Consider the following 26,496-nt stretch of genomic DNA (forward strand, 5'->3'; position numbering starts at 1 on the left):
GTCAAAATCCCTTACTTGCCCTGATTTTTGCGCTGGCTGCGCGCGCGCAGCCAGAACACTAGGAAGAACGCCATCACGAACACGGTGCCGAACACACCGGCCAGCACGGTCGAAAAACTGCCGAGTGCCAGCATCATGGTCGGCAGGTAGAAGACGGCAATGCCGAACAGAAGCATGATCCAGACCGCTGCGATGGCCGCATTGCGCGTGTCGCGGTCCATCATGCCGCACCGGGGCGGCGGTCGTCGGGCTGGGTTTTCAAAGCTGGAGAACTCCTGAGGCAGGTTCGATCGATGGTCATCGACAGGACCTAGTGATAGTGGCCGTGATGCGCAGCCGCATCGTGCTCGTGCTCGTGATGGTGGTCGTCGCCCTCGTCGGTGCACTTTCCGAATTCCGGCTCCACGGTGGCATGGCTGATGCCGTGCGCGCTGGCAAGCCGCTTCTTGACGGCGCTGACCGCCTGATACGCATCGACGCCGTCATTGAGGCAGGCATGCAGCGTCGCCATGTTGCTGGCGCCATCGAGAGACCAGATATGCATATGGTGCACCTCCCGCACGCCCCTGACCGTTGCCTCGATGTCCCGGGCGATCAGGTCCCGGTCGAGGCTGGGCGGCACGCCTTCGAGCAGCACATGGGCCGCGGCGCGCATCAGCGACCAGGCCGTCGACAAGATGAGCAGCGAGACCAGCACCGACAGGATCGGGTCGATCGGCGTCCAGCCTGTCGCCAGGATCACCAGTGCGGCCACGATCGCCGCGGCCGAGCCGAGCAGGTCGCCAAGCACATGCAGGATGGCGCCGCGCATGTTCAGGCTTTCGCGGTCGCCGCCATGCAGCACGAAGAAGGAGCCGAGATTGACCAGCAGGCCCAGGATCGCCACCACCAGCATCGGTCCGCCCAGCACCGGGGCCGGCGTCTGCAGGCGCTCCCACGCCTCGTAGATGATCCACAGCGCGATGACGAAGATGGCGATGCCGTTGGTGTAGGCCACCAGCGTCTTGACCCGGCCGAAGCCGTAGGTGAGCTGGCCGGTCGCGGGCCGTCCCGCAAGGTGGAAGGCATACCAGGCAAGGCCCAGCGCGATCGCGTCGGCGAGCATGTGCCCAGCATCGGCCAGCAGCGCCAGCGAGCCGGTGAAGAGGCCGCCGAGTACCTCCGCCACCATGAACCCCGCCGTCAGGCCGGCCGCGATCAGCACACGCTTCTTGTCGGTCGAGCCATGCACATGGCCGGCCCCGCCGTGATCATGGCCGCTATGGTCGTGGGAATGGGCCAAAATAAGAACTCCTAGGCGCCGAATTCAGCGCGACAATCCTCGAGCCGTCGCTTCTGCTGGCCGTCGCCATCGAAATTGGCCGGGTCGAGCCACGCTTCGTAAGCCTTGCGCAACGCCGGCCATTCCTTGTCGATGACCGAATACCATGCGGTGTCGCGGTTTTCACCCTTGACGATGAGATGCTGGCGGAAAATGCCCTCGAATTTGAAGCCGAACCGTTCCGCCGCCCGCTTCGACGGCTCGTTGCGGTTGTTGCACTTCCATTCGTAACGGCGATAGCCGAGCCCGTCGAAGATGTATTTCATGAACAGGAACTGCGCTTCCGTGGCTGCCGGCTTGCGCGAAATGAGCGGTCCCCAATAGATGTTGCCGATCTCGATGACGCCATAGGCCGGATCGATGCGCATCAGCGTCTGGCGCCCGGCGACCTTGCCGCTGGCCTTGTCGATGATGGCGAAGAACAGCGGATCTTCGCTGGCCTCGACCTTGTCCAGCCATGGCTGGAAGGCGGCACGGGTTTCCGGCGGATAATCGGGCAGCCAGGCAAAGCGGCCGTCGACATCGGACACCGAGGACGCTTCGTAGAGCCCATCACCGTGCTTTGCGGCGCTCAGCGGTTCAAGCCGGACGTATCGACCGTCGATGGGCTTGCGCTCGGGTCGCGGACGCGGTTGCCAGTCTTTGAGATTTTCCGACACCAAAAACTCCAATCCGTTTGACTTTTGCGGGCCAAGGCTCACAAAAACGCGACCCAACAGTAAGAACCACACGGACGGGAAAAATGCTCCACACGATTTCGGCCTTCGACCGTCTCGGCGAGGAAAATGCGTTCGCTGTGCTGGCCCGGGCAACGGCGCTGGCTCAACAGGGCCGCGACATCGTCAATCTCGGCATCGGCCAGCCCGACTTCAAGACGCCGCAGCACATCGTCGAGGCCGCCATCAAGGCGCTGCGCGACGGCCACCATGGCTACACGCCGGCAAACGGGCTTCTGGCGACGCGCGAGGCTGTGGTGCGCCGCACGCTGACCACCACCGGTGTCGAAGTGTCGCCAGAGACGGTGATGGTCCTGCCCGGCGGCAAGCCGACCATGTTCGCCGCGATCCTGATGTTCGGCGAGCCCGGCGCCGAGATCCTCTACCCCGATCCCGGCTTTCCCATCTACCGCTCGATGATCGAGTTCACCGGCGCGGCACCCATTCCCGTGCCGATGCGCGAAGAGAACGGCTTTGCCTTTTCCGCCGAGGAAACCCTGGCGCTGATCACCTCCAAGACCAGGCTCTTGATTCTGAACTCTCCGGCCAACCCGACCGGCGGCGTCACGCCGCGCGCCGAGATCGAGAAGCTGGTCAGGGGCCTGGAGAAGCACCCAGACGTCGCCATCCTTTCCGACGAGATCTACGACGTCATGACCTATGACGGCGAGACGCATTGCTCGCTGCTCGGCTTCCCCGAGATCCGCGACCGGCTGATCGTGCTCAATGGCTGGTCCAAGACCTGGGCGATGACTGGCTGGCGCATGGGCTGGTCGATCTGGCCGAATGGCGACAAGGGCGCTCATCTCTACGACAAGGTGCGCAAGCTGGCGGTCAATTGCTGGTCCTGCGTCAACGCGCCGAGCCAGTTCGCCGGCATCGCCGCCATCGACGGTCCGCAGGACGACGTCGACAGGATGATGCGTGCCTTCGACCGCCGCAGGAAGATCGTGGTCGAGGGCCTGAACGCCTTGCCCAACATTTCCTGCATCACCCCCAAGGGCGCCTTCTACGCCTTCCCCAACGTGTCGAAGACCGGCTGGAAGGCAAAGAAGCTGGCTTCCGCCCTGCTCGACGATGCCGGCGTGGCGCTGATCGGCGGCCCCGATTTCGGCATTCTCGGCGAAGGCTACATCAGGCTTTCCTACGCGAACTCCGAGGAGAATATTTTGCGGGCGCTGGAGCGGATTGGAGCCTTCCTGGCGAAGTGAGCTTCAAAGCGGCCTGCTGCCCTCTCCCGGACGGTGTCATGAGCCGTCCGGAGGCGCACGGCCAAGACTGGGCGTGCATGTCGGGAACGGCTACGGTCCTCGGATCAGGATCGAAGTGGGGTGACATCCGAATGTTCTATGCAATCCTTGCCTATCATGTGGAAGACGCAATCAAGGCGCTGACGCCGCAGGAAGATGCGGCGCTGATGGCTGACTTGCTCAAGATCAACACCCGGCTTCATGAGGAAGGCACGCTTGGACCGTCAGCGCGTCTGGAGTCGACACAGGATGCCTGCACCTTGCGCGGCCCGGGCGACGGTGTGATCATCGACGGCCCTTTCGCCGAGACCAAGGAACAGCTGCTCGGTCTCTATGTCGTCGACTGCGCCACCAGAGATGCGGCAATCGCGATCGCCCGCGACCTTCGCCGCGTCAATCCGACCGCCGTTTACGAGATCAGGCCCATTCTGCTGTTCAAGCCCGGCGTGCCGCTGGCGGGCGAATGAGGCGGCGGCGATAGCCTGTGCTCATCCACGCCCCACGAATGGCATCTTGGTCGCCATCACCGTCATGAACAGCACATTGGCCTCGAGCGGCAGGCTGGCCATGTGGACGACCGCGTCGGCAACATGCCGGACATCCATCACGGCCTCGGCGGCGATGGAGCCGTTGGCCTGCGGCACGCCGACGGTCATCGGCTGCGCCATGTCCGTCAGTGCATTGCCGATGTCGATCTGGCCGCAGGCGATATCATAGGGGCGGCCGTCGAGCGCCAGCGTCTTGGTCAGCCCGGTGATGGCGTGCTTGGTCGCCGTATAGGGCACCGAGCCCGGGCGCGGCGCATAGGCCGACACCGAACCATTGTTGATGATGCGGCCACCCATCGGCCGCTGCTTGCGCATGGCGCCAAAGGCGGCACGCGCGCATAGGAACGAACCGGTGAGGTTGACGCCGACGATATCGTTCCACACCTCGACCGGGATCTCATCGATCGGCGTCGACTTGTAGCCCATGCCGGCATTGTTGAAGAGCAGGTCGACGCGACCAAAGGCCTCCGCCACGGTCTCGAAAAGATCATCGACCTCGCCGGCCTTGCTGATGTCGCAGGCAACCGCCAGCGCCTTGGCGTCGGAGGGTCCAGCTTCGGCGACCGCGGCGTCCAGCACCGCCTTGCGGCGGCCGCAGAACACCGTGTTCCAGCCGGCCTTGAGCAATGCCGTGGCGACGCTCTTGCCGATGCCCGTGCCGGCGCCGGTGACGATGGCGGTTTTCTCGGTCATGGCAGTTGTCCTCCGGCAGCGCCGCGCGTGCCCGCTTGATTTTCAGGATCTGGCTTCAGAACAGAAGGCATCGCAAATGACGGCAGCGATGGCAAGCGGAGCGGCCAGCTCACATTCCCGAAAAGTGGAATCCGATGTGCGGAAGCGGCCTCATCCGGGCCGACAAAAAGGGCGGTCATTGGCGACCGCCCTGATCTGAACCGGACTTGGGAGGAGGAAAGCCGATCCGACTGCGTAGAATCATGCGCTTTCTGAGTTAACCGAGGGTAAACGTAGGTTAAGCGCGCCTGTGCCGATATGGGCTACCAACGCGGATTGGGCGAAGTGCCCGCTTTGGCGGCTGGCACCTTGGCAGCCGAAACCGTCGCCTCGACATGGTCGACCAATGCGTCCGGCAGGCCAAGCCGGCCGGCGAGCAGGTCGAGATAGCCGCGCTCGGTGCGCGTGTCCGGGTCTATGGTCAGGCGCGACGCGGTGTAGAGCTCGAGCTTCTGCGCGTCGGTCTTGGCACCCGCCACCAGCGTGTCGAGATCGAGCGGGCTTTCCAACTCCGCCATCAGGAATTTCTCCGCATCGGAGCCGATCCCCGAAAGGTTGAGCTTGCCGGCGATCTTCTTGCGTTCCTCCTCGTCGACATGGCCGTCGGCCTTGGCCGCCGAGATCATCGCGCGAACCAGCGTCAGCGTGAACTCATCCTCGCCCTGTGGCGCCTGCGACGGGTGGAAGGCAGTATCCTTGGGCGGCGGCAGCAATTCCGGTTCGCCGGCGGCGGGCGCCTGCTCCGGTGCATTGCCGGCCTTGTAGTTCTGATAGGCCTTGTAGGCGAGACCGCCAATGGCAGCCAATCCACCGAGCTTCACCGCCGTGCCTGTCACCTGGCGACCGGCGCCGGTTCCAAGCAGCACCGCCGCAAGCGCGCCGGCCGCCAGCGGATTGTCCTTGGCCATCTGCACGGCCTGGCCCGCCTTGTCGCGGACGGTGCCGGTGGTGCCGGGAATTTGCGAGCCGAGCAGATCGTCGAGAAGCTTCTTGGGATCGAACATCAATGCCTCCAGGATTTGCCCGGCTGAACGGGCAGGTTTCGAACGTCGAAGACGTAGGTTCCGAAGCCTGGCATTGCAATGACAGGCAGCCGCTTGGCAGCGGCTAGATGCCGGGATCAGGAGCCGATATGCGGACCCTTGCCCCGCGCTTGCGCGAGTTCGACCTGGCGCTGGCGCTCGGCGTAGCGCTTGCGGTCTTCCTCCGAGCGGGCATCGAAGCAATGCGGGCAAGAGATACCAGCGGCAAATTTCGGCGACGACCGCTCGCTTTCCGTCAGCGGATGGCGGCAGGCGCGGCAGAGTTCGGCGTCCCCCTCGGCCAGGCCATGCGACACCGAAACGCGCTCGTCGAAGACGAAGCACTCGCCCTGCCACAGGCTTTGTTCGGCCGGAACCTCCTCGAGATATCTGAGGATGCCGCCCTTGAGGTGGAACACATCCTCGAAGCCAAGCGACCTGACATAGGCGGTCGCTTTCTCGCAACGGATGCCGCCGGTGCAGAACATCGCCACCTTGCGGCCTTCGAGCTCCGCCCGGTGCGCTTCCACCCAGGCCGGAAACTCGCGAAAGCTCGCGGTCGCTGGGTCGATCGCCCCCTTGAACGTGCCGATCGACACCTCATAGGCGTTGCGCGTGTCGATGACGATCGTGTCGGGTTGCGAAATCAGGGCGTTCCAGTCGGCCGGCGCGATATAGGTGCCCGCACTTGTCGCCGGGTCGATGTCCCCGACGCCCATGGTGACGATCTCGCGCTTCAGCCGCACCTTCATGCGGTGGAACGGCATTTCCGCAGCTTCGCTGTATTTGACCTCCAGGCCCGCCAAGCCCTCGACGGCCTCGATATGGTCGATGAGTTCGGCGATCGCAGCTTCGCTGCCCGCGACGGTGCCATTGATGCCTTCATGCGCCAGGAGCAGCGTACCCTTGATGCCGCGTCCGCAACAAAAGGCGGCAAGCGGCGCGCGCAACGCTTCGAAGGCGTCGAGCCGGGCAAACCGGTAGAGCGCGGCGACGCGGACGGGTTGGGATGGCGCGGACAGTGTCATTGCCAGAGCAACTAGACGCTCGTAAAAGCCGATTCAAGGCAAAACGGGTTCGGCGGCCTGTTTCGATGGCTTGTTTCGCTTGCCTGTCATGGCCCTGTCGGGGAAGAGACGGTAAGCTGTCCGATGGCGCGTGACATCGCGACGCGACCAGGTTCGTGGACAGACAAACACCCGTCTGCTAATCGGTTGAAATAGCCTTTTACATGGAGAGACAGATGCCCAGCAAGACCGAAAAACTCCTGTCGCTTCTGAACGGCCAGCCGGTCATTCCGGTGTTGAAGATCACCGATGTCGCCAGCGCGGTGCCGCTGGCCCGTGCACTGGCGCGTGGCGGCTTGCCGGCGATCGAGATCACGCTCAGAACCGCCGATGCGCTGGAAGCGATCCGGCGGGTCGCCGCCGAAGTCGAGGAAGCCATTGTCGGCGCCGGCACCATTCTGGACAGCGGGCAGTTCGACGAGGCAGCCAGCGCCGGTTCGCGCTTCATCGTCAGCCCCGGCATCACCCGCGAGCTTCTGGCGGCGGCCGCCGACAGCGAGGTTCCGCTGCTGCCCGGCGCCATCACGCCCGGCGAGATCATGGCCGCGCGCGAGGCCGGCCTGCGCTTCCTGAAGTTCTTCCCCGCCGAGCAGTCGGGCGGCATCGCCTCCTTGAAGGCCTTCGCCTCGCCGCTGGCCGATGTCAAATTCTGCCCGACCGGCGGCATCACCGGCAAGAACGCGGCCGACTACCTCAGCCTGCCGAACGTGATCTGCGTCGGCGGTTCCTGGGTCGCGCCCGACGACATGGTCAAGGCCGGCAAATGGGACGAGATCGAAGCCCTCGCACGCGCCGCGAGCCAGCTTCGGAAGTAGCCATCGCTCACCAGGGCAACGGACCATTCTCATCGAAATAGCCGCCGGTGGGGCTGCCGGCCTTCAGCGTCGCCAGCTGCACGATGATTCCGGCAGCCTGCTGCACCGTGCGGCCGCCGTTGTGCGCATTGAGGTCCGTCGCGGTGTAGCCGGGAGCGGCGGCGTTGACCATGATGCCGCGCGGCGAAAGCTCTCGGGCGAAGGCCACGGTGATGGCATTGAGCGCTGTTTTCGAGCTGCCATAGCCCATGACATTGGGCGACTGGCTGTTATCAGCGGCGCGCGCGATCGAGCCGAGATAGCTGCTGACCATGACGATGCGGGCGGCGGGCGATGCCAGGAGGAGCGGCAGGAATGCCTGGATGACGCGAACCGGACCGAAGACGTTGACGTCATAGGTGGCCTTCATGTCGGCGACACTCTCGCGGCTCGGCGGCCGTTCGTAGCGGCCGTCCGGCCCCAGCGCGTCGACATAGCCGGGGGCAATGCCGGCATTGTTGACCAGTGCATCAAGGCTGGATATCCGCGCCGTCAAGGTTTTGGCCGCGGCCGTTACGCTGTCGTCGCTGGCGACGTCGAGTTCGAGCCATTCAACGCCGAGCCCTTCGTTGCGCAACATCTTTGCCGCGGTCTCCCCGCGCTCTGCATCGCGAGCGCCGAGCCAGACCTTGAACCCCATGGCCGCCAGCCGGCGAGCGGTTTCAAACCCGATGCCCTTGTTGGCGCCGGTGACCAGCGCATTCACGTTCGTCGTCATGTCCGTGTCTCCTTCTTGGTGACCTAGAAATGACCTGCGTCGACCGGTTTCGCGCGCCGGATACTCGCGTCCTCTTGCCTAATCCTCTCAACCGGTTGCGCGGCTCGCATGGATCGGCAATGCTGAAGACATGGAAGAAACTCTGCAGGAATTGATCGCGATCGCCGGCCGCCATGCGCATGGGCGGCGCACAAAGACAGCCATCCCGCGTGTTTCCATCGGCCGCAGCGAGGTTGCGACCCCGCCGCTGCCCGAGCTTTGCCAACCGACGGCGCTGTTCGTGCTGCAGGGGACCAAAACGGTGCTGATCGGCGACCGCACGCTTCGCTACGGCGCCGGCAGCTATTTCGTCTATCCGGTGGAAACGCCCGCCACCAGCCAGCTCGTCGAGGCGAGCAGCGCCCGTCCCTACGTGGCCGTCGCCTTCGCCCTCGACATCGAGTTGATCGCCACTTTGATCATCGACCACAAGCCGGCGCTCGACGGCGACAGCTTCGTGACCGACCGGGCCGATGACGAACTGCTCGATGCATGGCGCCGCATGCTGCGGCTGCTCGACCGGCCAGCAGAGATTCCCGTGCTCGCGCCCATGCTCGAACGCGAGATCGCATTCCGCCTGTTGCAGGGTCCGCAAGGCGCGAAGCTTCGCCAGCTCGCGCGCGCTGACGGCCGCTTGTCACAGATCCGCCGCGCCATCGCCTGGATACGATCGCACTACAACGAGCCTATCGACGTGACGGAATTGGCCGAACTCGCGCATATGAGCAACGCCTCGTTTCACCGCCACTTCAAGGCGGCAACCGCCATGAGCCCGATCCAGTATCAGAAGCAGGTCCGTCTGCTGGAGGCGCGTCATCTGCTGATCGCTGAGTCGGGCAACGCCACGCGCGTCGCCTTTGCCGTCGGCTATGAAAGCGCATCCCAGTTCAGCCGGGAATATGCGCGCCATTTCGGACTGCCGCCGTCGCGTGACGCAGCGCGGCTTCTGGCCAAGGGCGAAGCAGCTACGCTGGAAGTCGACTGATGCCGCCGCCCAGAAGTGACCACGGTTTTGGGGGGACGAAAGCTCGCGGTGACTTCCAGACAGGTCAACTCGGAACCAGTGCAAGAGCCGCGTCAGCCGGCATATGAAAAGCCCGGCCGACTCCCGCCGACCGGGCCAATTCACCGGATCCTATCGGTCCTGGATCAATTGCAGACCCTGACCTTGTCGACCACCCTGTGGTGGTGAACCCAATGCTTGACCACCTTGGTCCTGCAGTGATGCTTGCCGTTCTTGATGATCACGGTTTCGGCTTGCGAGGGAGCAATCGCAGCCGACGACGCCGCCAGTGCCAGAACTGATGCCAGTAGAATCTTCTTCATGAATATCCCCAGGTTGGCACGCGCAGATAGTGACCTGGAAATGGGTTCATCGTTCCGATCTCACGAGAAGTTCAGTCTCGCGTGATCTGGCTCCCGACGGTGATGACCGGCGAGCCTTTCAAGCATCGAATGGGTAATATTGAAGAGCAAAAAGCCGCGCGGGCTGCCCGGCGCGGCTTTTGCGATTGGCTGGTCGGTTACTTCGTCTGGAAGCGGGCGACCGACATGAACTTGACGGCGTTGCCGGTGAAGCGATTGGGGTCGGCCACTGGGTCGCCCGACTGGAAGCCGGCAGTATAGACCTCGCTCGGCGGCGTATGCACGATATTGTAGGCGTAGCCCGGTGCGGTCGTCGCACTCGAAACGGCGGCGACGGTCTCGCCGCTGGTCAGCGCCCAGCGGGCGGCCTGAGGCGCGGCTGCAACCACCACGGCCTTGGGGCCGGGCTTCTGGTCGCGGGCGGTGGCCCTGGCTTCCTTGCGGGTCGTCTTCACGCCGGCGCCGATCGCGGCTGCCGGATCGGAACCGGCCGGACGGGCGGCAACAGCCTGGCGAGGCGATGCCGCATCGACGGCGGACGGATCGTTGAAGGCCGAGCGCGGTTCCTGGGACAGCGAGGCAAGCTGGTATTCGTCACCGCCGCCGACCTGTGCATTGGCAACCTGTGCATTGGCAATCTGGGCATTGGCGATCTGGGCATTGGCGAGTTGGGCATTGGCTTCGTCGAGCACGGCCTTGACGGCATCCGGCTTGGCCGGTGCCGGACGCGCCGTCGGCAGCACCGAGAACGCATCCGTGGCGGACTTGTCTTGATCAGCTGTCTCGGCCAGCGCCATCAACACATCCTTGCTGGGCGGCGGTGCAAGATCGGCCGGCAACGAGTGTTCGGGACGCCAGGTCGGCAATGGGATGTTGTTGACGGCAACCTGCGCCGGATCGGCGGCGGCGGCAGCCGCCATTGCCGCGGGGTCGGCCTTGCCGAAAGGCATGTCCGCCGGCGCCTGCGCGGTCGCCACGGCCTGTTCGGTGGTGGCCGTGGCATCCGCCGTGGCGAACGGAACATTCTCAGGCTGCTGCACGCCGACATCAGCCTTCGGCCGCGGCGCGAAGTCGGGCAGCGGGATCTCCTTGGCAGGCAGCGCCGCGATGATCGTCTCCGGCGTGTCCGTCTGCGGCTCCGGAGCCTGCTCGTCGGCGACCTGCGGAATTTCGGCGCGCTGCGCATTCTCGGGCGCGACGATGGCGATGCCCGGCAGGTTGCTGCTCTTGGCAGTGGCCAGCGGCTTCACGTTTCTCGGCTTGGGCGCGGGTGCGGCCGAAGCGGTTTCGACATCGGCGCTGTCGTCGGCTTCATCGTCGCCGCCGCCAAAGAATGCGGAGAGGAACCCGCCGGACTTCTTGCCGCTGCCGCCGGCGCTGGCCAGTTCGATGTTGGGTGTGCCGGAGCCGCTGCGCGCCTTGTAGGAGGCGAGCGCCTGCTCATAGCCCGGCAGCGGCCGGCCGTCGCTCGGCACATGCAGTGTCTTGCCATTGGGGAACAGGCTGACCAGTTCCTGGCGGCTGATGCCGGGCCAATGGCGTACATTGCCGACATCCATGTGGACGAACGGCGAACCGGAGGTAGGGTAATAGCCAACGCCACCGCCCTGCATCTTGAGGCCGATGTTGCGCAGCTTCTTCAGCGGCACGCCGGGAATGTAGAAGTCCATCGCTTTGCCAAGCATGTGCTGGCTCTTCTCGGCGACGCCCCGGCTGCGGCTGCGCAGCATCGAGTTGGTCGCCGGCGAGCGGTAGCCGCAGACGACCTGGATATAGTCGGTGGCGCCGCTTTCCCGATACGCCTCCCAGACCAGGTCCAGCAGGCGCGGATCCATTTTGGTCGGCTCGTTGCGCCGCCAGTCGCGCAGGATGATGTTGATCTTCCTCAGACCCTCGGGAATGTAGCGGCCATTGCGCTTGTAGACGATCTCGGCCTTCTCGTGGGTGTGGAGGTGATAGAGCTTCAGCGAACGAACTTCGGCCTGGGCGCCCGTGGCGGCCGCGGCAACAAAACCAAATGCGACAATCACCGCTGCCAGCCATCTTGGCCAGACGCGCAAATGATGATGCCGCCCGTTTGTGAGTCGTTCGATTCTGTTCAAATCAAAAGGCCTTGCAGGCTGCCGTTTGTCCCCGGATTTGCCCAAACGGATGTGTCGTTTTCACATCCGAATATCGATCCTAATGGTTAATCATCGCTTATTGAAGCCGAAATGCGGTAACACCATGGCGATATCCCGTCAAAAATTGTTCGCAGGGTTTCTTGGTAAACCGCTGGTTTAGATCACGTTTCCGCCCTTGGCCGAAACACGATCTGTTACCATTAGCCTTAATGCGTGATCGCCACCTGTCGGGCACCGCTCTCAGTCCGTCATAATCCGGCCGGGACGGTGCAAGGACTGCACCATGACAGGGCAAGCTGGTCCCGGCCTTGCGCCGCTCAGGAGGCGAGGCGGTCGATACGCCCGGTTTCCGGGTCGATGCCGTATTCCTTGAGCTTGCGGTAAAGGGTCGAGCGGCCGATGCCGAGGCGGCGGGCGACTTCGCTCATCTGGCCGTTGTAGTGATCGATGGCGAGCTTGATCATCTCGAGTTCGACATCGGCCAACGCCCGCACATTGCCGCGTTCGTCGAGCGCCCTCACAGTGCCGAAGCGAGGCTGGGTCCTGACAGCTTGGTCGTGCCCACTTGCCGGAACGGCATCGCCGGGCACGACATCCTCATCGCGGGGCTCCAGCGGTGGCGGCGCGAGAGCGTCTGCTTCGTTATCGCCATCGGTTTCGAGGTTGACGGTGCCTTCCACCTGCGCCCGGATCTGCGGGAAATCATCGACCGTCAGCACGTCGCCTTCGCACAGCACTGAGGCGCGGAAGACCGCGTTCTCCAATTGCCTGATGTTGCCCGGCCAGTCATAGGCCTGCAGCACGGCAAGCGCCGCCGCCGAAATGCCCGTCAGGCGATGGCGCGGGTCGGCAGGCGCCACCTTCTCCATGAAATGCGTGACCAGGTGTGGGATGTCGTCGCGGCGGTCGCGCAGCGGCGGCACGAAGATCGGATAGACGTTCAGCCGATAGAACAGATCCTCACGGAACTTTCCGTCCTTGACCTGCTGCAGGAGGTTGCGGTGCGTGGCCGAGATCAGCCTGATGTCGACCCTGACGGTGGCGCGGCCGCCGACCGGATCGACCTCGCCGTCCTGCACGGCACGCAGCAGCTTGACCTGCACGTCGAGCGGCAGGTCGCCGATCTCGTCGAGGAACAGCGTACCCGAATGCGCTTCGACGAACTTGCCGGTGTGCTTGTCGGTGGCGCCGGTGAACGAGCCCTTCTCGTGGCCGAACAGGATCGATTCGACCAGATTGTCGGGAATGGCGCCGCAATTGACGGTGACCAAGGGTTTCGAACGGCGGTCGCCGCTGCCCTGGATGGCGCGTGCCACCAGTTCCTTGCCGACGCCGGATTCGCCTTCGATCAGGATCGGGATATTGGACGCCGCCGCTTTCTGGCCAAGGCGGATCACCCTGTCCATGGCCGGACTGTGCGTGATCATGTCCTTGAAGGTCAGCAGTCCGCCGCGCTTGCGCGACGTGCGCTTGACCTCGCCCTCGACCGCCTCGACCTTGAGCGCATTGGCAATCGCGGCCTGCAGCCTGTCGGGCGAAGCCGGCTTCACGACGAAATCGAACGCGCCATGGCGCATCGCCGAAACCACGGTTTCGATGCCGCCTTGGGCGGTCTGCACGATGACCGGCACGCTGATGTCACGCTCGCGCATCGCCTTCAGCACACCGATGCCGTCGAGGCCGGGCATGACCAGGTCGAGGATGACGACGGAGACGTCGCGAGCGCCGGGCCCGTCGAGCACTTCGAGACCCGCGGCACCGCCGTCGGCGACGATTGCCGTATGGCCGAACCGCGTCACCGCAGCCTCGAGCAGCCGGCGCTGCACGGGATCGTCATCGACTATGAGTATGGAACCTGTCATGACTGTCTTGAGTTGCCCGCGCCCGAAATCCCCATGGATCATCTTGGCACAGGGTTCTAAATAAGGTTTCAAAAAACCCGGTGAACGAATTCCTTAGGATTTGACCGGCTTCTCCATTCCCTTTGATTCTGACCCCAGATTCTGACTCGTTGATCACAGAAGGTATTGTCGATGCGCATGATGTTTGGTCGGCGGCTTGCGGCGCCAGCGTCCGGTCAGGGCGCGGCCGGGCTTGGCGATCTGCCGGAATGGAACCTTGCCGACCTTTACCCTGGCATGGACGCGCCGGAGCTGAAGCGTGACATCGCCAGGGCCGCTGCCGATGCGATCGCCTTCGAGGCCCGCTGGAAGGGCACGCTGGCGGCCGAAGCCGAGCGCGGCAGCGCCGGCAGGCTGGGCGAGGCGCTGGTGGCCTATGAGGCGCTGGAGGAACTGATCGGCCGCATCGTCTCGTATGCCGGCTTGATCTATGCCGGCAACACAGCCGACCCGGCGCGCGCCAAGCTCTATGGCGACATCCAGGAGAAGATGACTGACGCCAGCGCGCATCTTCTGTTCTTCGCGCTCGAACTAAACCTGATCGACGACGCGGCGATCGAAGGCGCGCTGGCCGGCGACCCCGCTTTCGGCCACTACCGGCCATGGGTGCTCGACCTCAGGATGGACAAGCCCTATCAGCTCGAGGACCGCGTCGAGCAGCTTTTCCATGAGAAGTCGATCACCGGGCGCGGCGCCTGGAACCGCTTGTTCGACGAAACGATGACCGACCTTCGCTTCGACGTCGATGGCGAGGAACTGACGCTGGAGCCGGCGCTCAACCGCCTGCAGGATGCTGATGGTGAAGTCCGGCGCCGGGCCTCCGAGGCGCTGGCCGCGACTTTCCGCAAGAATTTGCGCACCTTCACCCTGATCACCAACACGCTGGCCAAGGACAAGGAAATCTCGGACCGCTGGCGCGGCTTCGAGGACATCGCCGATTCACGCCACCTCGCCAACCGGGTCGAGCGCAGCGTGGTCGATGCGCTCGCCACCGCCGTGCGCGAGGCCTATCCGCGCCTGTCGCACCGCTATTACCAGATGAAGGCGCGGTGGCTTGGCATGGAGGTGATGAACCACTGGGACCGCAACGCGCCGCTGCCGGAGACGCCGCAAGCGGTGATCGGCTGGGACGAGGCCAGGAACACCGTGCTGTCGGCCTATCAGCGCTTCTCGCCGCAGATGGCCGAGATCGCACGCACTTTCTTCGACCGCAACTGGATCGATGCCCCGGTGCGCCCGGGCAAGTCGCCCGGCGCCTTCGCCCACCCGACCGTGCCGTCGGCTCACCCCTATGTGCTGCTCAACTACATGGGCAAGCCGCGCGACGTGATGACGCTGGCGCATGAACTTGGTCACGGCGTGCACCAGGTGCTGGCCGCCGGCCAAGGCGCGCTGATGGCCTCGACACCGCTGACGCTGGCCGAGACGGCCTCCGTCTTCGGCGAGATGCTGACCTTCCGCTCGTTGCTCGAGCAGACCACCGACAGGCGCGAGCGCAAGGCCATGCTCGCCCAGAAGGTCGAGGACATGATCAACACGGTGGTGCGCCAGATCGCCTTCTACGAATTCGAGCGCAAGGTGCATGCCGAGCGCCGCAACGGCGAACTGACATCCGACCGGCTCGGCCAGTTCTGGCTCGAGGTGCAGGCGGAAAGCCTGGGACCCGCGATCAAATTGCGCGAGGGTTATGAAGTGTTCTGGACTTACATCCCGCACTTCATCCATTCGCCCTTCTACGTCTACGCTTATGCTTTCGGCGACTGCCTGGTGAACTCGCTCTATGCGGTCTACCAGAACGCCGAGCGCGGCTTCCAGGACAAGTATTTCGAGATGCTGCGCGCCGGCGGCACCAAGCATCACTCCGAGCTTCTGGCCCCCTTTGGTCTCGACGCCACCGATCCGGCGTTCTGGCAGATCGGGCTCGGCGTGATCGGCGGTCTCATCGACGAACTGGAAGCGCTGGACGGTTGAGGCCTCTCTCGCAGAGGAGAACAGTTTAGCCGAAGTGCATGTTGGGGCAGCACCATTCCTGCGCTAAATATTTGTTCTTCAACAACTCTCGGCGGCAAGTTTTCCGATAGCTTTCCGCAAGCCCTATGGTAGCCTTTGCTCCAAGCTCAGCCGGAGCGCACGCGGATCGGCGAGGAAAAATCTCGGCCGACCGTAGCGCTCCGGCGAACGCGACAACGGCCGTTGGCATGGCAGCAAGCCGATCGCCGACAGCTCGACCGAAGCCGGCTGTTCCGCGCCGCGGAATCACCATCAAGTAGTCCTTCGCCGAAGGTCATGAATCCATACCGCGGCAGACGGATCTGACTGGAGAGAGACAATGGGCACTTTTTTCTACATGCTCCTGGCGTTCCTTGTGGGTGTGTTGGTTGGCTGGTTCATCTGGGGACGTCTGCGTGGTGAGCTCGACAGCTTGCGCGGCGATCTCGACCGCACCCGCAGCGAGCGCGACAGGCTGCGTGCCGACAGCGACCGCCTGACGGGTGAATTGAATGCCTGCGGCAAGACCCGCTCGGATCTCGAGCGCCAGCTGCGTGACGCGCAGGCTTCCGCCGGAGCCGGCGCGGCAAAGGCCGCAAGTCAACCGTCGGCCGCCCTGATGTCGACGCCGGCCACGGCCAAATCAGCTCCGGCAGCGGCCAAGGCTGCAGCGGCCAAGGCCGCGCCAGCCAAACCGGCCGCGGCAAAGCCGGCGGCGGCCAAGGCACCAGCCAAACCCGCTGCGAGCAAATCCGCGGCCGCCGGCTCGGCAACCAAGAGCGCGGCCGCTCCCAAGGCCTCAGCAGCGAAGAAGGCCGCGCCGCCGGCGGCCAAGGCCGCCTCCGGCAAACCCGACAATCTGCGCCGGCTGATCGGTATCGGCCCGGTCAACGAGAAACTCCTCAAGGCGCAAGGCGTGACTTCCTTCGCCCAGATCGCCGCCTGGACCGCCGCCGACATCAAGCGTATCGAGGACGTGATGAACTTCGACGGCCGCATCGCGCGCGAACGCTGGATCGAGCAGGCCAAGCTGCTCGCCGCCGGCAACGAAAAGGAATTCGCCAAGCAGTTCCCGACAGCCGGAACCGCCAGCAACTCCTGACCGATAGACACTGCGATTAACCGGCGGCGCCAAGACGCCGCCGGTTTGTTTTGAGCGGACAGAGCCAGCAGAGATCGGCCCGGCAGAGGTCGGCTTTGAGTGGCAGCGTGCCGTTCCCTCGATTGCGTGCGAACGGCCCCCCATATAGAGCGGTCAACGGCTTCATTGACCGCAGCACCCGAGTCCCATGTCCCTGCCCGCCGCCATTTTCCGCAACGACGAAAGCGCGCGCCAGCTCGTTTTCGACCGGCCGGCCGATATCATCGTGGCGCATGCGGAAAAGGACTTCCGGCCGGCGCTGGAGGCCGCGCAGGCCGCGCACGATGCCGGCAAGTGGCTGGCCGGCTATTTCTCCTACGAAGCGGGTTACCTGCTCGAGCCGAAGCTGGTTCCCTTGCTGCCAAGCGGACGCCGAGCGCCGCTGGTCTGCCTCGGCGTTTTCGATGCCCCGGTCGAAGAAGCGGTGCCTCAGCGCGCCGCGCCGACCAACGGCCCGATCTTCGATGCAATGGCGGCATGGTCGTTCGAGGATTACGAGAAGCGCTTCGCACGGCTGCACCAGCACATCAGGCAAGGTGATTGCTACCAGGGCAATCTGACCTTTCCGGTGCGGGCGCAATGGTCGGGCGACCCGCTTGCCGCCTTCGATGCGCTGACCGAACGCCAACCGGTGAAGTATGGCGCACTGGTCGCGCTCGGTGACCCCGTAGTGCTGTCGCGCTCGCCCGAACTGTTCTTCGAGATCGACGCCGGCGGTATGATCGAGACGCATCCGATGAAGGGCACCGCACCGCGCGGCGCGACCAAAGCCGAGGACGAACGGCAGAAAAACTTCCTGCGCAACGACGAGAAGAACCAAGCCGAGAACCGGATGATCGTCGACCTCCTGCGCAACGACATCTCGCTGATCAGCGAGGTCGGCACGCTGGACGTGCCGGCGCTCTTCCGCATCGAGAGCTATCCGACCGTTCACCAGATGGTGAGCGACGTCAGGGCGAAACTGCTGCCCGGGCTCTCGATCCGCCAGATCTTCGCGGCGCTGTTTCCCTGCGGGTCGATCACCGGCGCGCCGAAGATCCGCGCCATGGAAATCCTGCACGATCTGGAAAGCACGCCCCGCGACGTCTATTGCGGCGCCATCGGCTGGATCGCCCCCGGCGGCACCATGCGCTTTTCGGTGGCGATCCGCACCATATCGCTCTTTTCCAGCGGCGAGGCCGTCTACAATGTCGGTGGCGGCATCGTCTTCGATTCGACGGCGCAAGAGGAGTATCAGGAGTGCCTGCTCAAGGCCCGCTTCGCGACGGGAACGCCACCGATTTCGAGCTGATCGAGACCATGCGCTGGGAGCCGGACAGCGGTTTCCTGCGCTTCGATCGCCACCTTGCGCGCCTCTATGGCTCGGCGGCGGAACTGAGCTTCAGCCATGATCCGGACAGGATCGGCGAGGCCCTGAGCAGCGCGGTCGGCGGCTCCCCCATCGCCATGCGCACGCGGCTCGCTCTGTCGCGCCGTGGCGAGGCGAGCGCCTCCGCGCAGCCTTATGAAGCGCTCGCCGCCGACAAGGTCTGGGTGCTGCGGTTGGCGCGGACAAAGCTCGATTCAGGCAATATGCTGCTGCGCCACAAGACCAGCCGTCGACAGCTCTACACGCATGCCCGCTCCGAATATCTCGCCACCCAGGCCGACGAAGTGCTCCTGGCCAATGAGCGTGGCGAAATCTGCGAAGGCACGATCACCAATGTCTTCGCCGATTTCGGTGATGGCGTGCTGGCAACGCCCCGACTCGACTGCGGCTTGCTGCCTGGCGTACTGCGCGCCGAGCTTCTGGACGAAGGCCGCGCCCGGGAAGCGATCTACAGCTTGGACGAGTTGAAATCCGCCAAGGCGTTGTTCGTCGGCAATTCGCTGCGCGGACTGATCCCGGCAAAATTGATCTGAACCATGACCTCCTTGCCCACCCATACGCCCTATGACGGCTCGTCGAAACTCTTCACCATCGGGCTGAAGCCGCTCGATCCGGCGGATTGGATCGAGGTCGACGGCCATCTTCTGCCTTACCTCGCCGAGAAGCGCCGGCTCTATGCCGAAATCCCGGAGCGGGTTTTCGTCGAGGAGGAGCACGGCACGCGGGACGCGCAGCAGGAAGTGCTCGAATTGCTCGGCGCGTATTTGCCCGGGAGATTTCCGCGCACCCATCGCCGCACCGATATGGGCATCGAGGTGATGGACGCCGCGAACCACCCTGCGCTCCCTTCGGGTCTCGCAGACGCACCGCTGGTCGCGGCATCGCTGCTGGTCCAGGAAGACCTGATCCTGATGCGCCGCGACGACAGTGGCTGGCGGCTCGCAGCCGGCTCGCTGTGCTTTCCTTCGTCCTGGTCGCTGCTCGAAAAATTCGGCAAGCCGCTGCAGCAGATTCACGAGCCCGTGCCGGGCTTCGGTCCGGGCACGCGGCCGGCAGAACTGATCAACCGCATGTTCGACGGCCTGCAGGGCCAGGCGGTCGAGCGCTTCAACTGGTCGATCCAGGCCGACAATGCGCTCTACCATCCGCTGTCCAATGTCGAGCGCATCGACCGTGCCACCAACCGGCCGACACGCTTCCCTGACGGTGACGTCAAGGCGCACGCCTTCATCCGCGTCGAACGGCAGACGCTGCGCAAGCTTCCCGCGTCGGGCGATATCCTGTTCACCATCCGCATCCATCTCGACCCGCTCGCCGTGCTGGCACGGCATCCGAACAGGGCGACGCTGGCGCTGTCCTTCGCCGCCCAACTCGATGCGCTCGACCTTGCTCAGCTCGACTACAAGGGCCTGACACCGGACCGCGACCGGCTGGTCGCCGTCCTTAACCACATGGCCAAGGACGGGTAGTCCCGGGTTGGCGCTTTTCGCTGGTTTATGACAATGATCTGTGATGTAGCGCATGGCCGGTGGGCGAGAATGCCCCCTGGTTTTGCACGTGTTTGCCCGGCTTTTGTACATGCTTGAAGGAGTGCTCGATAAAATGGCGACTGAAAACTGGCCCGTTTACGGTGAGATCACCGGCCCTGTGGTGATGATCGGCTTTGGCTCGATCGGACGGGGAACGCTGCCGCTGATCGAGCGCCATTTCAAGTTCGACAAGTCGCGCATGACGGTCCTCGACCCGCGCGACACCGACCGCAAGCTGCTCGACGAGCGCGGCATCGCCTTCGTCCAGGAAGCGGTGACCGAGAAGAATTACAAGAAGCTCCTGACCCCGCTGCTGACCAATGGCGGCGGCCAGGGCTTTTGCGTCAACCTGTCGGTCGATACCGGCTCGGTCGACCTGATGCGGCTCTGCCGCAAGCTCGGCGTGCTCTACATCGACACTGTCGTCGAGCCCTGGCTCGGGTTCTATTTCGACGCCAAGGCCGACAATGCCAGCCGCACCAACTATGCGCTGCGCGAAGCCCTGATCAAGGAAAAGCACGACAGGCCCGGCGGCGCCACGGCGGTCTCCACATGCGGTGCCAATCCCGGCATGGTCTCGTGGTTCGTCAAGCAGGCGCTGGTCAATCTCGCCACCGATCTTGGCCTGGAATTCTCGGAGCCCGCGCAGGAAGATCGCGAAGGCTGGGCCAAGCTGATGAAGAAGGCCGGCGTCAAGGGCATCCACATCGCCGAGCGCGACACGCAGCGCACCAAGAAGCCGAAGCCGATGGATGTGTTCTGGAACACCTGGTCGGTCGAGGGCTTCATCTCCGAAGGCTTGCAGCCGGCCGAACTTGGCTGGGGCACGCACGAAAAATGGATGCCGAAGAACGGCAAGAAGCACAAGCATGGCTCCAAGGCCGCGATCTATCTGGAGCAGCCGGGCGCCAACACGCGCGTGCGCTCGTGGTGCCCGACGCCGGGCGCCCAGTACGGCCTGCTGGTGACGCACAACGAGGCGATCTCGATCGCCGATTTCTTCACGGTGCGTTCCAAGAAGGGCAAGGTCCAGTACCGCCCGACCTGCCACTATGCCTATCATCCCTGCAACGATGCGATGCTGTCGCTGGACGAGATGTTCGGCGCCGCCGGCAAGCCGCAGCCGGTGCACCACGTGCTCGACGAGAACGAACTGGTCGACGGCGTCGACGAGCTCGGCGTCCTGCTCTACGGCCATGACAAGAACGCCTACTGGTATGGCTCGCAGCTTTCGCTGGCCGAGGCGCGCAAGCTGGCGCCTTATCAGAACGCCACCGGCATGCAGGTCACCTCGGCGGTCCTCGCCGGCATGGTCTGGGCTCTGGAAAATCCGGACGCCGGCATCGTCGAGGCCGACGAAATGGACTACAGGCGCTGCCTCGACGTGCAGTTGCCCTATCTCGGGCCGGTCAAGGGTTACTACACCGACTGGACACCGCTCGACAGGCGCCCGGGCCTGTTCCCGGAGGACCTCGACCGCAGGGACCCGTGGCAATTCCGCAACATCCTCGTCCGATAGCATGCCCCATTACCTTGCAATCGCCCGGAAATCGGGCGATTGAAGGGATGCGGCCTAGACAGCCTTGTGCGTCCCGTTGGGCGCACAAGGCACACTCTAGCACTTTGGGCGTTCGCATCGTGCTTTCCAAAATCGAAGCCGATTTTTGGGCCGATGCGTTTGGAGAGGATTTCATATGACTATTGCGCGCAAATTTCTTTCGATGGGCATGGCGGGTGCTGTGGCCTCGATGCTTGCTGCCTGTGCCACCAGCGGTCCCGGCGAGCCGCCGATGGCAGCCTCGCCGAAAGGCGTCGAAGGCTCCTGGATCGACGCCAAGGGCACCGGCCTGTCGACCTTCACCGCCGGGAAATTCGCGACGGTGGCCACCGACACCGGCCAGAAGCTGGCGGATGGCAGCTACACGATGACCGGCGCCACGTCGGTGCAGATCAACGGCACATCGCTGATCCGCCAGACCGGTGTCAGCTTCAACTGCCTGCTGGTGTCGACCAGCCAGCTGAACTGCACCAGTTCGTCCGGCCAGAACTTCGTGCTGACGCGACGCACCTGAACGAGCAGGGGTTCGCCTCATAGCGCCTCACGAGGGACGGCGGTCAACAGGCCGCGGTCCCTTTTTTTGCGCCAGAAAACACCCCGGGGTTTTCGCCGGAAAATACAGCCGGCATTTCCGCTTGCGTCTGCCGAAACGCGATGGGAACATGGTCAAAATGCTGGCTGTTATGTCCCAGTCAAGCAAGGGTGTTAAACGCCTCTGATCAGCCTGCCGGGAGACGAAGATGAAGAAGCTTGCCGCCATTGCCGCCCTTTCCGTATCGACGCTCGGCCTGTCGGCCGGCGCATCCTTTGCCGACTACACACTGAACATTTTGCATTTCAACGATTGGCACAGCCGCATCGAAGGCAACAACAAATACGAATCGACCTGTTCGGCCGATGAGGAGACCAAGGGCGAATGCATCGGCGGCGCCGGCCGGCTGGTCACCGCGATCGCCCAGGAACGCAAGAAGCTCGAAGGCCAGAACGTACTGCTGCTCAATGCAGGTGACAGCTTCCAAGGATCGCTGTTCTACACCACCTACAAGGGCGCCGTGGAAGAGGAATTCCTCAATCAGATAAAACCCGACGCTGTGACGCTCGGCAACCACGAATTCGACGACGGCGAGAGCGCGCTGGTGCCTTATCTCGACAAGGCGAAGTTTCCGGTCGTCAGTGCCAATGTCGTGCCCAACGACAAGTCCGGCGCGGCGGGCAAGATCAAGCCGTCGATCGTCGTGGAGGTCGGCGGCCAGAAGATCGGCATTGTCGGTGCCGTCACCAACGACACGCCCGAACTCGCCTCCCCCGGCCCCAACATCGCCATCGCGGACGACGTCAAGTCGATCACCGCTGAGGTCGAGAAGCTCAAGGCGCAAGGCGTCAACAAGATCATCGCCGTGACCCATATCGGCTACAACCGGGAGCGCGACGTCATCGCCAAGATCCCGGGCATCGACGTGGTCGTCGGCGGCCACAGCCATACGCTTTTGTCGAATACCGATCCGAAGGCGGCAGGCCCCTATCCGACGATGGCCGACAATCCCGACGGCTACAAGGTGCCGGTCGTGCAGGCGGCGTCCTATTCGAAATATCTCGGCGAGTTCAAGGTCGTGTTCGACGACAATGGTGTCGTCAAATCGGCGAGCGGCGATCCGATCTCTCTCGACAAGTCGATCACGCCTGATCCTGCCGTGCTCGCCCGCATCAAGGAGCTTGGCGCGCCGATCGAAGCCTTGAAGAACAAGGAAGTCGCCGAGACCACCGACGTCATCGACGGCAGCCGTGAGAGCTGCCGCGTCCATGAATGCGCGATGGGCAACCTCGTTTCCGACGCCATCCTCGACCGCGTCAAGGGACAGGGCGTCGAGATCGTCATCTCCAATGGCGGCGGCCTGCGTGCCTCGATCGACAAGGGCACCGTCACCATGGGTGAGGTGCTGACGGTGCTGCCGTTCCAGAACACGCTGGCGACCTTCCAGATCTCCGGCAAGGACCTGGTCGCCGGCCTCGAAAGCGGCCTCAGCCAGATCGAGGACGGCGCCGGCCGCTTCCCGCAGGTCGCCGGCCTGAAATATTCCTTCGACAAGTCGGTCGCGCCCAATGCCGGCCGGGTCAAGTCGGTCGAAGTGATGGAGAACGGCGCCTGGGCGCCGATCAATCCCGACAAGGACTATCTGGTCGCCACCAACAATTATGTCCGCCAGGGTGGCGACGGCTACAAGGTCTTCGCCGAAAAGGCCAAGAAGGCCTACGACTACGGCCCCGGCCTCGAACAGGTGGTTGCCGACTATCTCGGCGCGCATCGGCCCTACACGCCCAAGCTCGACGGCCGCATCACCGAGATTGCCGCGACGGTCGCGGCGGCAAAGCCCGCCGAACCGGCGAAGCCAGCGCCGGCCGAAGCCGCCAAGCCGGCCGAACCGGCGAAGCCCGCGGACGCGGCACCGGCAATGCCTGAACTGCCCGCCAACTCCGGCGATATCGCCAACAAGCCGCCGGCCATGTCGACAGAGGCTGCACCTGCCGAGCCGGCAAAGCCGGCCGAGACGGCTCCTGCACCGGCAGCATCTGCCCCGGCAGCCCCCGCGCCCGCCGAGCCGGCAAAACCCGCCGAGGCCGCGCCGGCTACGGGCAACCATGTGATCGTTGCCGGCGATACCTACTGGGACCTGGCAAAGAAGGCCTATGGCGACGCGACCAAGTGGAAGCTCATCTATGATGCCAACAAGGCTCAGAGGCCGCACCGGCTTATGCCCGGCGCATCGCTGACCATTCCAGCGAAGTAGCCTCACTTTACCTCTTCCAGCACCAAGCCTGCCTGGGAAACCGGGCGGGTTTTGTGTTTTCAGGCTAAGGTGCGGCCAGACGCTGCATTGAAAGCGCGCGCAAGATGGTTAGGTTCGCGTCTCCTGGAGAACCCTTATGTCGCGTTCCACCTCCGTCGATGCCAAAGCCGCGAAAGCCATCGGCCCCCTGCCTGCCGGCCACCTGCCGGTCAAGGCGGGCAAGGTGGGCGTCGTACTGATCAATCTCGGCACGCCGGACGGTACCGATTTCAAGCCGATGTGGCGCTATCTCAGGGAATTCCTGTCCGATCCGCGTGTCATCGAGCTCAACAAGGCGGTCTGGTATCCGATCCTCTATGGCCTGGTGCTCACCATGCGGCCGAAGAAGTCGGGCGCCAACTACGCCAGGATCTGGAACCGGGAGAAGAACGAGTCGCCGCTACGCACCTATACGCGCGCTCAGAGCGAGAAACTGGCCGAGGCATTGCGCGACCTGCCCAATGTCGTGGTCGATTGGGCAATGCGGTACGGAAATCCGTCGACGGCAAGCGTCGTCGAGAGGCTGGTCGCGCAAGGCTGCGACCGCATTCTTTCATTCCCGCTCTACCCGCAATATTCGGCGACCACCACCGCGACCGCCAATGACCAGCTGTTTCGCGCTTTGATGAAGATGCGTCGCGCGCCTGCGGTGCGCAGCGTGCCGTCCTACTATGACGAGCCGGTCTACATCGAGGCGCTGGCGCGTTCGATCGAACAGCATCTGGCGACGCTCGATTTCGAACCCGAGGTTGTCATCACCTCCTATCACGGCATCCCGAAGCCCTATTTCGAGAAGGGCGATCCCTATCATTGCCACTGCCAGAAGACGACACGCCTGCTGCGCGAACGGCTCGGCTGGGATGACAAGAAACTGATCATCACCTTCCAGTCGCGCTTCGGCGCGCAGGAATGGCTGCAGCCCTATACCGACAAGACGGTGGAGAAACTGGGCAAGGACGGTGTGAAGTCGATCGCCATCGTCAATCCCGGCTTTTCCGTCGACTGCATCGAGACGCTGGACGAGATTGGCCGCGAGGCCGCCGAAACCTTCCATCATGCCGGCGGCAAGAACTTCGCCCACATCCCTTGTCTCAACGACAGCGCCGAGGGCATGGCGGTGATCGAGGCGCTGGTGCGGCGCGAACTCTCCGGCTGGGCCTGACGCCGGAACAACGGCCACTCCGGGGCGTTGAGGCGCACCTTCCGGAGCGTTCGATGCCCCGCCAACTCGACCTCAGAACTGGCCGGCCCGTCTGGTCCGCCTATCGGGCGCCCGCGGTGCCGACGACCGCGCTGACCCGTGACGCCAAGGTCGATGTGCTGATCGTCGGCATGGGCATCAGCGGCGCCATGATGGCCGAAGTACTGACGGCGGACGGCCATTCCGTGATCTGCATCGACCGGCGCGGACCGGTGAAAGGCTCGACCGCCGCGACCACGGCACTGGTCGAATTCGAACTCGACCAGCCGCTTTCAGTGTTGATCAAGATGATCGGCGAGTCCAAAGCGCAGCAGGCCTGGAGACGCTCGCGGCTCGCCATTTCCAGTCTGGCCGGTCGTATCGAGGATCTGGCCATAGACTGCCGCCTGAGCCGTACCCAATCGCTCTATCTGGCCGGCACCATGCTCAGCGCTTCGGAACTGCGGGACGAAACCGAAGCCCGCCGGCAAGCGGGTATCGCCGCAACCTATCTCACTCCGCAGCAGCTGGTCGAGCGCTACGGCATCGCCCGTGACGGCGCCATCCTCAGCCACGGCAATATCGCGCTCGACCCGCGCAAGCTGACCGCCGGGCTGCTGTTGAAGGCGTTGGAGCGCAAGGCATGTTTCCACGCCCCCGTCGAGGCAACGAGGATCGAGGACAGTGCCGACGCGGTGGTCGTGGCGACCAAGGGTGGCCCGACGATCACGGCGCGGCATGTTGTTCTGGCCACCGGCTATGAACTGGTCGACATCGTGCCGGCGGCCGCTCACCGGATCATCTCGACCTGGGCTATAGCGACACGCCCGCAGCCGCGAAAGCTCTGGCCGCAGGCAGCTTTCATCTGGGAAGCATCAGAGCCCTATCTCTACGCCAGGGCGACAGCCGACGGCAGGGTCATCTGCGGCGGCGAGGACGAGGACTTCATCGACGAGGCACGCCGCGACGAACTGATCGCCGACAAGAGCGCGCGCATCGCCGCAAAACTTAGCCGGCTGTTTCCACGTCTCGACGTCAGGCCTGAATTTGCCTGGACCGGTTCCTTCGGCACCACGACCACCGGCCTGCCCTATATCGGCGCCATTCCGAGACACCCGCGCATCCATGCCGTGATGGGTTACGGCGGCAACGGCATCACCTTCTCGCGGATTGCCTCGGAGATCGTCTCAGCCTCGATCGGCGGCTTCGACGACACGGATGCAGGCCTGTTTGCCTTCAACCGCTAGCT

24 protein-coding genes are annotated in these 26,496 nt (G+C 64.1%); 14 read left to right on the forward strand and 10 right to left on the reverse strand.

The genetic code is table 11. The features are described 5' to 3' along the window. Positions 1 to 11: 11 nt before the first annotated feature. The 3 genes from X743_RS155310 to X743_RS155300 all read right to left on the reverse strand — a co-directional run bounded on the left by X743_RS155310 (position 12) and on the right by X743_RS155300 (position 1,980). Entirely contained in the window at positions 12 to 224 is a 213-nt protein-coding gene (locus tag X743_RS155310; protein WP_023765786.1) for a hypothetical protein, read from the reverse strand. Between the two features lie 86 nt (positions 225 to 310). Continuing rightward, complete coding sequence (locus X743_RS155305; protein WP_023765787.1) at positions 311 to 1,282, reverse strand: cation diffusion facilitator family transporter; 972 nt, start codon at positions 1,280 to 1,282, stop codon at positions 311 to 313. A gap of 11 nt (positions 1,283 to 1,293) precedes the next feature. Beyond that, positions 1,294 to 1,980: a GNAT family protein gene (locus X743_RS155300; RefSeq protein WP_023765788.1), complete on the reverse strand. Its 687-nt coding sequence runs from the start codon at positions 1,978 to 1,980 to the stop codon at positions 1,294 to 1,296. Between the two features lie 83 nt (positions 1,981 to 2,063). Here X743_RS155300 and X743_RS155295 point away from each other — a divergent pair, with 83 nt between their 5' ends. Further along, positions 2,064 to 3,248, forward strand: coding sequence for a pyridoxal phosphate-dependent aminotransferase (locus X743_RS155295; RefSeq protein WP_023765789.1), 1,185 nt, complete (start codon positions 2,064 to 2,066; stop codon positions 3,246 to 3,248). A 131-nt stretch (positions 3,249 to 3,379) separates the two neighbouring features. After that, positions 3,380 to 3,754, forward strand: a complete 375-nt coding sequence (locus tag X743_RS155290) for a YciI family protein (protein WP_023765790.1) — start codon at positions 3,380 to 3,382, stop codon at positions 3,752 to 3,754. Positions 3,755 to 3,775: 21 nt separating this feature from the next. On the opposite strand, the gene X743_RS155285 is transcribed toward X743_RS155290, so the two are convergent. The 3 genes from X743_RS155285 to X743_RS155275 form a co-directional block, all read right to left on the reverse strand. Then, positions 3,776 to 4,528: an SDR family oxidoreductase gene (locus tag X743_RS155285; RefSeq protein WP_023765791.1), complete on the reverse strand. Its 753-nt coding sequence runs from the start codon at positions 4,526 to 4,528 to the stop codon at positions 3,776 to 3,778. A 302-nt stretch (positions 4,529 to 4,830) separates the two neighbouring features. Continuing rightward, positions 4,831 to 5,571: a tellurite resistance TerB family protein gene (locus X743_RS155280; RefSeq protein WP_023765792.1), complete on the reverse strand. Its 741-nt coding sequence runs from the start codon at positions 5,569 to 5,571 to the stop codon at positions 4,831 to 4,833. A gap of 116 nt (positions 5,572 to 5,687) precedes the next feature. Beyond that, positions 5,688 to 6,617 carry a rhodanese-related sulfurtransferase gene (locus X743_RS155275; protein ID WP_023765793.1) on the reverse strand — a complete coding sequence of 310 codons (930 nt, stop codon included), beginning with the start codon at positions 6,615 to 6,617 and terminating at the stop codon, positions 5,688 to 5,690. A 215-nt stretch (positions 6,618 to 6,832) separates the two neighbouring features. Between X743_RS155275 and X743_RS155270 the strand changes: the two genes are divergently transcribed. Beyond that, positions 6,833 to 7,471: a 2-dehydro-3-deoxy-phosphogluconate aldolase gene (locus X743_RS155270; RefSeq protein ID WP_023765794.1), complete on the forward strand. Its 639-nt coding sequence runs from the start codon at positions 6,833 to 6,835 to the stop codon at positions 7,469 to 7,471. Positions 7,472 to 7,478: 7 nt separating this feature from the next. Here the strand turns inward: X743_RS155270 and X743_RS155265 are convergent, their stop codons facing one another. Continuing rightward, positions 7,479 to 8,228, reverse strand: coding sequence for an SDR family oxidoreductase (locus tag X743_RS155265; protein WP_023765795.1), 750 nt, complete (start codon positions 8,226 to 8,228; stop codon positions 7,479 to 7,481). Positions 8,229 to 8,358: 130 nt separating this feature from the next. Here X743_RS155265 and X743_RS155260 point away from each other — a divergent pair, with 130 nt between their 5' ends. Continuing rightward, a complete protein-coding gene (locus X743_RS155260) occupies positions 8,359 to 9,252 on the forward strand; it encodes an AraC family transcriptional regulator (RefSeq protein ID WP_023765796.1) in 894 nt (297 codons plus the stop codon). Between the two features lie 164 nt (positions 9,253 to 9,416). Here the strand turns inward: X743_RS155260 and X743_RS1000000172785 are convergent, their stop codons facing one another. The 3 genes from X743_RS1000000172785 to X743_RS155250 form a co-directional block, all read right to left on the reverse strand. Next, the gene (locus X743_RS1000000172785; protein ID WP_023765797.1) at positions 9,417 to 9,593 is read right to left on the reverse strand and encodes a hypothetical protein; all 177 of its coding nucleotides are present in this window, start codon (positions 9,591 to 9,593) and stop codon (positions 9,417 to 9,419) included. Positions 9,594 to 9,790: 197 nt separating this feature from the next. Beyond that, positions 9,791 to 11,662 (reverse strand): DUF882 domain-containing protein, encoded by a 1,872-nt coding sequence (locus X743_RS155255; RefSeq protein WP_245264214.1) that lies wholly within the window; start codon positions 11,660 to 11,662, stop codon positions 9,791 to 9,793. A 410-nt stretch (positions 11,663 to 12,072) separates the two neighbouring features. Beyond that, on the reverse strand, positions 12,073 to 13,617 hold the full coding sequence (locus X743_RS155250) for a sigma-54 dependent transcriptional regulator (RefSeq protein ID WP_023765799.1): 1,545 nt from the start codon (positions 13,615 to 13,617) through the stop codon (positions 12,073 to 12,075). Between the two features lie 171 nt (positions 13,618 to 13,788). Between X743_RS155250 and X743_RS155245 the strand changes: the two genes are divergently transcribed. From X743_RS155245 to X743_RS155200, 10 genes are all read left to right on the forward strand, one after another. Beyond that, a complete protein-coding gene (locus X743_RS155245; protein WP_023765800.1) occupies positions 13,789 to 15,627 on the forward strand; it encodes a M3 family oligoendopeptidase in 1,839 nt (612 codons plus the stop codon). Positions 15,628 to 15,985: 358 nt separating this feature from the next. Next, on the forward strand, positions 15,986 to 16,747 hold the full coding sequence (locus X743_RS155240) for an NADH dehydrogenase (protein ID WP_023765801.1): 762 nt from the start codon (positions 15,986 to 15,988) through the stop codon (positions 16,745 to 16,747). A 187-nt stretch (positions 16,748 to 16,934) separates the two neighbouring features. Then, a complete protein-coding gene (locus tag X743_RS155235) occupies positions 16,935 to 18,077 on the forward strand; it encodes an aminodeoxychorismate synthase component I (RefSeq protein ID WP_023765802.1) in 1,143 nt (380 codons plus the stop codon). Beyond that, on the forward strand, positions 18,026 to 18,688 hold the full coding sequence (locus X743_RS155230; protein ID WP_031257727.1) for an aminotransferase class IV family protein: 663 nt from the start codon (positions 18,026 to 18,028) through the stop codon (positions 18,686 to 18,688). The genes X743_RS155235 and X743_RS155230 overlap by 52 nt, the downstream gene beginning before the upstream one ends. Positions 18,689 to 18,691: 3 nt before the next feature. Further along, on the forward strand, positions 18,692 to 19,624 hold the full coding sequence (locus X743_RS155225; protein WP_023765804.1) for a DUF3445 domain-containing protein: 933 nt from the start codon (positions 18,692 to 18,694) through the stop codon (positions 19,622 to 19,624). Between the two features lie 133 nt (positions 19,625 to 19,757). Further along, entirely contained in the window at positions 19,758 to 21,203 is a 1,446-nt protein-coding gene (locus X743_RS155220) for a homospermidine synthase (RefSeq protein WP_023765805.1), read from the forward strand. Between the two features lie 175 nt (positions 21,204 to 21,378). Beyond that, positions 21,379 to 21,756 (forward strand): hypothetical protein, encoded by a 378-nt coding sequence (locus X743_RS155215; RefSeq protein WP_023765806.1) that lies wholly within the window; start codon positions 21,379 to 21,381, stop codon positions 21,754 to 21,756. A 226-nt stretch (positions 21,757 to 21,982) separates the two neighbouring features. Continuing rightward, positions 21,983 to 24,028, forward strand: a complete 2,046-nt coding sequence (locus tag X743_RS155210; protein ID WP_023765807.1) for a bifunctional UDP-sugar hydrolase/5'-nucleotidase — start codon at positions 21,983 to 21,985, stop codon at positions 24,026 to 24,028. A gap of 136 nt (positions 24,029 to 24,164) precedes the next feature. After that, positions 24,165 to 25,229 (forward strand): ferrochelatase, encoded by a 1,065-nt coding sequence (gene hemH / locus X743_RS155205; RefSeq protein ID WP_023765808.1) that lies wholly within the window; start codon positions 24,165 to 24,167, stop codon positions 25,227 to 25,229. 53 nt (positions 25,230 to 25,282) lie between these two features. Beyond that, on the forward strand, positions 25,283 to 26,494 hold the full coding sequence (locus X743_RS155200; protein ID WP_023765809.1) for an FAD-binding oxidoreductase: 1,212 nt from the start codon (positions 25,283 to 25,285) through the stop codon (positions 26,492 to 26,494). The last annotated feature ends 2 nt before the right edge of the window (positions 26,495 to 26,496 follow it).

Source organism: Mesorhizobium sp. LNHC232B00 (assembly GCF_000502435.1).
Taxonomy (GTDB): Bacteria; Pseudomonadota; Alphaproteobacteria; order Rhizobiales; family Rhizobiaceae; genus Mesorhizobium; species Mesorhizobium opportunistum.